This is a genomic window from Novipirellula sp., from assembly GCF_041583735.1.
GTDB lineage: Bacteria > Planctomycetota > Planctomycetia > Pirellulales > Pirellulaceae > Novipirellula.
The window spans coordinates 1-7237 of record NZ_JBFHFD010000443.1 but is presented as its reverse complement, the minus strand read 5'-3'; the positions used below and the strand labels follow the sequence as shown (position 1 = coordinate 7237).

6 protein-coding genes are annotated in these 7237 nt (G+C 55.7%); all 6 read right to left on the bottom strand.

The features are described 5' to 3' along the window. Positions 1-198: 198 nt before the first annotated feature. Positions 199-1068: an FHA domain-containing protein gene (locus ABX962_RS25240; RefSeq protein ID WP_372723442.1), complete on the bottom strand. Its 870-nt coding sequence runs from the start codon at positions 1066-1068 to the stop codon at positions 199-201. Positions 1069-1098: 30 nt separating this feature from the next. Beyond that, entirely contained in the window at positions 1099-2589 is a 1491-nt protein-coding gene (locus ABX962_RS25235; RefSeq protein ID WP_372723440.1) for a serine/threonine-protein kinase, read from the bottom strand. A gap of 289 nt (positions 2590-2878) precedes the next feature. Then, positions 2879-3661, bottom strand: coding sequence for a tRNA pseudouridine(38-40) synthase TruA (truA, locus tag ABX962_RS25230; RefSeq protein ID WP_372723438.1), 783 nt, complete (start codon positions 3659-3661; stop codon positions 2879-2881). Then, entirely contained in the window at positions 3661-4680 is a 1020-nt protein-coding gene (locus ABX962_RS25225; protein WP_372723436.1) for an aspartate-semialdehyde dehydrogenase, read from the bottom strand. The genes truA and ABX962_RS25225 overlap by 1 nt, the downstream gene beginning before the upstream one ends. A gap of 387 nt (positions 4681-5067) precedes the next feature. After that, complete coding sequence (locus ABX962_RS25220; RefSeq protein ID WP_372723434.1) at positions 5068-6324, bottom strand: formylglycine-generating enzyme family protein; 1257 nt, start codon at positions 6322-6324, stop codon at positions 5068-5070. Between the two features lie 313 nt (positions 6325-6637). After that, positions 6638-7237, bottom strand: a 600-nt coding sequence (locus ABX962_RS25215; RefSeq protein ID WP_372723432.1) for a S1C family serine protease, incomplete at its 5' end; no start/stop codon positions are given.

Here is a 7237-nt window from a genome sequence, read left to right as displayed (position 1 = left end):
TTCCAACCAGCGTGATTGGTGAGTCGTGGCGCGAGTGAAGCCGGCGCGTCCGGGCGCCGCAACGGGCCCAATGACGTTGTATCCATCCACCAGCAGTAAAAGTGACATCGATCGAACTTTGTCGCGAAGTAGCTCCTTTGGGAAGAGCGCGGTCCGCTCGCAAAAGCGGTAACGTCGCATTGTCGCACGTTCGAGTGGCTATTCAATCCCTTTGACGATTTTCGCTGGAGGCCCGACTTGGAATCGGTAGATCGAATAGGAAAACAGCCCTATCACCGCGATCGAAATCAAGATCGCACCAATCAGTTTCAGTGATTCGAAGTTGCTGGGCAGCGAAATCGAAGGCAACCGCATCGGTGGTCGCGGTTTCTTGGGTTTCGGATCACGCGACTGCGTGGTTTCTGCCTTCGGCCTTTTCGGCTTTTCTAAACGAGGCGGCGGTTCTTCGCTCAGCGTCTCGGCTTCGGTCGAAGGATTGGATTCCGTCAGCGTATCGGCTTCGCAGGCTGAGTCATCCGACTTCAATTCCGAGATCGCTCGGATTGCTTTGTAGCGTTGTTCGCGATCCGAGTCGTCGGCCGAATAGAGCATGTTGGCGACATCACACTCTTGCCATGCTTCGCCTTGCAGCATTGATTCCGCCGGCCATGCCTGTGATGAGTCTGATTCCGCATCGGGGATCGCTGGGACAAATTCATCTTTTTCGGCCGATTCCACATTGGCGTGGGTTCTGGTTTTCATGCTGACGTCAAATGCGACTTTTCCACATCGCAGTTGGTCGCCATGATTCAGTTCGACCCAACGGTTCGGGATGATCTTTTCGCCGTTGATGTAGGTGCCGCTGCTGCTGTCGAGATCCAACGCCAACAGTTGTGTTTCGGTGTGGTGCAGGATGCAGTGGCGTCGGCTGACCGACCGGGTCTTGGGACGAATCTGGCATTCACCATGACGTCCGATCATGTAGTAGCCGAGTTGGATCGAGGCCGCGACGCCTGCATGACTTCCCGTTGCGAGAATCAATTGAGCGATCATCGACGGTGATGTCTCTTTGGGGGCTAGAAGGGGCATAACGCTATGACTTCGTCTCGTTTTTAAATTTTAGTTAACGACAATGACGTGGCCGCCTTTTCCATCTTCCAAGCTTTTGATTCGGGGCGATGGCGTTTCCTGGGGCCGCATGATCGTGTAGGCGGTCATCCCCATGACAAGGAGCAGTGCGGCAATGGCCACAGTAAGACCGACACCCAGCAGCAGCATCTGCTTCGCGTCTCCGGAACGTGCATTTGTCTCGTTTGATTTGGCATTCGTGGTGCCGGACGTATTCGCGGTCGAGATCGAAGACGGTTTGAGCGGTCCGCTGGTCAGACCGAGATCAACCGGTGGCAAACTGTCAAAGTCAATCTCGGTGACTTCGGTTGCAGTCGGCACGGCACCATCGGAGGACAGCGACGAGTCGTCGATGGTGGCTTGATAGAACGATTCGTCCATCACCGTTTCGCCCGCCGGAGCGATCTGGCCCAATTTCTTCGCTGCCGCCGATTCGCTGCCGGAAATCCCGCTTAAACGCTCGAATTGAATCAGCAATTCGGCAGCCGACTTTGGCCGGTCTTCGGGCCGTTTGGCCATCATTCGCATCACGAGTTCAGCGACCGCGGTCGGACAATCGGGGTGAATCAAGCGGACGTCCGGTGGTGCGGCAGTTTGGTGTTTCGCCAAACGCTGCGCAATCGTATTGCCTGAAAACGGAGCTTGCCCCGTCAATAGGTAATACAATGTGCAGCCGAGCGAGTAGATGTCGGCGCGAGCATCGACGTTCTTGCTATTGATTGCTTGTTCGGGGGCGACGAAATCGGCGGTGCCCAATAAGCGATTGCTTGTGGATTGTTCATCGATTCCCATCCAACTCACACGCGCCAGTCCCATATCGCTGACCTTGACCACGCCATCGGTGCGGAGCATCAAGTTCGATGGTTTGATGTCGCGGTGGATAATGCCGCGGTCGTGAGCGTGAGCGAGTCCGCAGGTTGCTTGGCGGATCGCGTCCAGAGCCAGCGGCACCGACATTACCCCGTCACGCCGAACCGCAGCCTGTAAATCAATACCGTCGATGTATTCCATCACGATATAAAGCTTGCCGCCGGCTTCGGCAAAATCGTAGGCACGGACGATGTTGGGGTGATCCAGTTGTGCCGAGGCGCGAGCCTCTTCGCGAAATCGATCCGCACGTCGTTTGTCGGCGACCGAGTCGGGCGGCATGATCTTCAACGCCATCAACCGCTTCATCACGTGGTGTTCGCCCAGATAAACCACCCCCATGCCCCCTTTTCCAAGCGGACGCAGCAACCGATAGCTGCCCAGGTAAAATCCTTTGCTCTTTCCTGCCAATAACTTGTTGGCTTGCCAGTGCGTCAGGAGTCCTGCGCCAATCAGTCCTTCGGCGAGACGTTTTGCGGTGATGGCGGGATCGTCGGCCTGCAGCGATACGACCACCTTTTTGATGTCGTTGATTTCCACGAGCCCGGCCGACAAACAACGCTGGACGAATGAGCGTGTCGGCTCGTCAAGGATTGGCTGAGTAGCCGCTGTCATGGGCTGGTTCCTGTTCAACTCAACGTTTGCTTGTGTTGCGTTCGCTTGCTCTGGTTCGTGACACGCAGTCGTGCTTTGGGAATTCATGGCTTTAGGGATCCATTAAGTGTTGTCATGCTGAGACAACCGATGACAAAGTCTCCGATAGACTCGACGACATGGATGTAGTCTAGCCATCGACAGGATACGAAGCACAGGTGAATCGTTCTGACAAACGCCAGAGTACCAGTTCAATACGACCGGAGTGTGAAGGTCGTGTGAATGGCAAATGTGCGTTTGGTGAATGCGTTCAAGTGAACGGCAAGTAGTCGACGCGTTTTAGAAACAAAGCTTGCGGCGGAGCGGTAGGGCCAGCGGCATCGCGATTGGCCGCTTCGATCACATTGTCGATGTGCTGGGGGGGATACTTGCCCTTGCCCACCTCCATCAACGTACCGACGATGTTGCGAACCATGTTGTACAGAAAGCCATCGGCTTCGATTTCGATCGAAAACAAATTGCCACCGCCATTCATTGAAGGTTCACGAATAATTTCGCAAACCTTCACATGCCGGGTGGTTGTTTTGCGTGGACTACCGACTGCTTGAAAGCTGGCGAAGTCATGTTTGCCCACGAATCGACCGGCGGCTTCGGTAACCGCATCCAGATCGATGTCATGATACAGATGCCAGCGATAGCGATAGTCAAACACATTTCGCTGACCTCCGACCTGCAATTGATAGCGGTAGCGTTTGCCAATCGCATCACGGATTGCATGAAAGTCATCGGGCGCGTCGACGGCGTCAGTAACCACGATCGTCGGCGGCAGATTGACGTTCATCGCTTTGACTAAATCAGACGCACTGGCACGCCAATGGGCCGTTCGCAAACTGGCGACTTGGGCCAATGCATGCACTCCGGCGTCGGTGCGTCCGCTGCCGGTCACATGCACCCGTTGGCGAGTCAGTTTGACGAGCGCACGTTCAAGCATGCCTTGGATAGTCGGCTTTTGCGGTTGAATTTGCCAACCTGAAAAGTCGGTTCCATCATAGGCAATGGTCAATTTGAACGTGCGATCGACCAAGCCAGCCATTACGCTGTTTTCGTTGCCGATCGCTTGATCAACAATTCAGCGATTTGCACCGCGTTGGTCGCGGCACCTTTACGAAGGTTGTCACTGACGCACCAAAACGTGATGCCATTGCCACCGCTGATGTCTTTGCGAATACGGCCAATGAACACATCGTCTTTGCCATTGCAATCGCGAGGCATCGGATACTTACCGCCCGGCAGATCGTCGACGATCGTGATCCCTTCGCCTTGACGAAGCAATTCTTTGGCTTCTTCGAGGGACAACGGCGTTTCCGTTTCGACAAGGATCGATTCGCTATGTCCCGTGGATACGGGGACACGCACACAGGTAGGGCATACCTGGATGTCCTGGTCGCCCAAGATCTTGCGTGTCTCGTAAACCATCTTCATCTCTTCGCTCGTGTAGCCCTCGTGCTTCTCCGAGCCAATTTGGGGAATCAAGTTGAATCCAATCGGGTGCTGGAACGTTTTCGGTGGATGCGTTTGGCCCACCAACGCGCTGCGAACGCTGTGGTTGAGTTCCTCGTTGCCCGCGAGTCCAGCGCCGCTGGTGGCTTGATACGTGCTGACGACCACGCGGCGAACGCGTGCGGCGCGATGCAGTGGCGCCAATGCGACGACCATTTGTGTGGTGCTGCAATTCGGGCTGGCGATAATGCCTTGATGATTGTCGACTGCTTCCGGATTGACCTCCGGTACGATCAATGGCACCGTGGGGTCCATTCGCCAATACCCGCTCTCGTCGACCACCACGGCGCCGGCTTTGACGGCCCACGGCGCGAATTCAGCCGAGACTTCGTCCGGGGTGCTGGCGATGACAAGATCGATATGGTTGAACGCCGAGGGTTCCAGCAATTCGACCTTCAATGTTTCTCCGCGGAAACGCACTTCTTTGCCAACCGATCGCTCCGACGCAAGCAGTTTCAGACGCTTGATCGGTAGTTCGCGCTCGGCAAGTTGTTCAAGGACAATGCGGCCCACCGCACCGGTGGCGCCAACGAGAGCAAGAGTTTCGTACACGGAAATAGGTTCTCAGGTAGGTGGTTAGGAAAATGATTGAAGGAATCGGTCGTGGGATTCACCCGTTATCAATGACAGCCCGCTATCAATGACAGCCCGTCATGAAGCCGGATGCGGTGCGAGAGCGATAGGGCGAGAGATCCAAACTGCGGATTCCGCCCTGCCCTGCCCCGGCAACAGTCGACGTGGAAGCGTCGCCGCAGTACCCGCTAACGACAACAGCCCGCTAACGAAAACAGCCCGCTAACGACGACAGCACACAAGCCCCTCAGGCTCGTGTGCCGCATTCACGGGAAATCGGGTGATTCGCCGTATTGTGATATGTCGACGCGAATTTGGGTATGACCTGACTGATTTTGTCGGGTCATCTCGAATTGAATCGCGTGACTATTGCTTCGCTTTCATCGTCTTGATGACTTCAGGAAGCTTCTCGTCGACCAAACCGTAGCCGCCGCGACCTTCCATCACTCGCGATTCCACATCCAATTGGACCTCGCCCGAGGTGGAGTCCCAAAATTTGGTAATCGTTTCTTTGTCGAGCGGTTGATAGGATCGGAACAGGCGGAAACCGATGCCACGCGATGGATAGTCGGTCAACCACCATGGGCTCTTCGGAAAATTGGGATCCGAATCCTTCCATTCGATGTCATCCGACGCCAAGCGAGCGGCACTGCGGAGTTCCTCGGGATCCATTTCCCAGCTGCCGCCGCGGACAACACAAGGCGACGAGGTTTCGGGCCATTTCACCACTTCGGTGGCGTTGATCGGCGTTTTGTCGGCGAACGACTCGTAGCCGTCTTCGGTGTACTGATTGACCGTCCATTCGGCCACATTGCCGTGCATGTCATGCAGTCCGAAGGGGTTGGGTTTCTTGGTTCCGACCGCCTCTTGGCCTTCGTCGGCGTTGTCGTAATACCAAGCGTAATCGTCAATGTCGTCGGCGGAATCACCCCAGCTAAATGCAGTCGCTTTACCACCGCGAGCGGCATATTCCCATTCGGCTTCGGTGGGCAGTCGATACTGCTCGCCCGTGATGCGGCTGAGCCATTTGGTGAACTGCTGGGCCGCATACTGAGTCATCGTGACGGCGGCCTGCTCGGGGCGCTCGCCGTATTCGTAGGTGAAACTGGGTTCGTAAAGCTGCGTCGGTGCGGTGATCGCGTCAGCCATGTTGGACTCGTCGACCGGGCGAATGCCTTCGCGTTCAAATTCCTTGAACACGTTGTACAGTGACATGAATTCCTTGTACTGGGCCCAGTTGATCTCCTTTTTGGCCACCCACATTGGGTCGACGTTCACTTTGATCTGAGGACCTTCGGCTTCGCCGCGATCCTCTTCGTCTTCGGGGCTGCCCAACAGAAACGATCCGCCTGGGACCGGAACCATGTCGATCGTCAGATCGGTGCCGGGAATCGTCATCGTGTAGGGAACCATGTATCCCTCATCTACCTTGACCGAGGGGCCATTACTCGGTTTTTCCTTGGTAATTCCCACTGCCGAGGAGGACTTTCCGGCATCCGGAGCGTCTGCCCAGGCAGCAGCAGCGAGAAACGTGAGCGAAAAAGCCAAGCAAAGTGAGCTTGTTTTAGCGATTTGGGTCGGTAGGTATTTCATACAGAAGCGTAATTGGAGTGACGAAAACATCGGGTTTTTCCTGTCGACAATTTGTCTAAGCCCATACTAGCCATCGAACTCAATAGTGCAATCACGGGAACACCGTAGAATGCGCCGCAATTGACGTGGCCAATCGGTCGTAATGACCATAGCTTTTGAGCGAGGGGGGGCTCGACTTGTGCCATCTGCTGCTTGATTGGCGGCGCGGGGCCCCGCCCAGTAGCAGCGAGTAACGTTCAATTTTGGCCGGACGGCTCGCGCCGCTACAAAAGCCACCCGTTTAATGCCAAATGAGATGGCATTGGGCTCGCGCCGCTAAGGCTAAAATCGCTTTAATTACGCATCAAAACGGCTCAAAATCAGGGCGGCTGCCGAGTCGAACCGGGACGATTTGCTTTGCGTTCTCGCGATAGATTTCCACATCGACGATCGTGTCTGCCAAAGATTCGCCGATGATTCGCATCAAATGCCCCCGGTCCGTGACCTGTTTGTTGTTCACCCGCAGGATCAGATCCCCTTTGCGTAATCCCGCTACCGCAGCGGGCGATTCGTTGTCTGCCAATCCTGAAATCATCGCTCCGCGGACGCGAGCATCGTCCCCGATCAATTCATGATCGGCAACATCGGCCAGTCCGACGCCGAGCCAGCCGCGTTCGACGCGGCCGGATGCTTTCAATCGTTCATAAATTTGCTGCGCGACGTTGCTGGGAATCGAAAAGCTGACCCCCTGATAGGTGTCGCCGACAATCGCAGTGTTAATGCCGATCAAGGTTCCTCGAGCGTCGACAAGCGGGCCGCCGCTGTTTCCAGGATTGACCGCCACATCGCTTTGCATGAAATCTTGGTACTGAGTGCTGGCTCGGACCAAGCGATGTTTGCCACTGAGGATGCCGAAGGTGACCGTGCGATCGAGTCCAAAGGGGCTGCCGACGGCCCACACCGG

Excerpts from the sequence above, each read along its gene's own strand:
- truA (WP_372723438.1), bottom strand. The coding sequence starts at position 3,661 with ATGGCTGGCTTGGTCGATCGCACGTTCAAATTGACCATTGCCTATGAT.
- ABX962_RS25240 (WP_372723442.1), bottom strand. The coding sequence starts at position 1,068 with ATGCCCCTTCTAGCCCCCAAAGAGACATCACCGTCGATGATCGCTCAA.
- ABX962_RS25235 (WP_372723440.1), bottom strand. The coding sequence starts at position 2,589 with ATGACAGCGGCTACTCAGCCAATCCTTGACGAGCCGACACGCTCATTC.
- ABX962_RS25220 (WP_372723434.1), bottom strand. The coding sequence starts at position 6,324 with ATGTTTTCGTCACTCCAATTACGCTTCTGTATGAAATACCTACCGACC.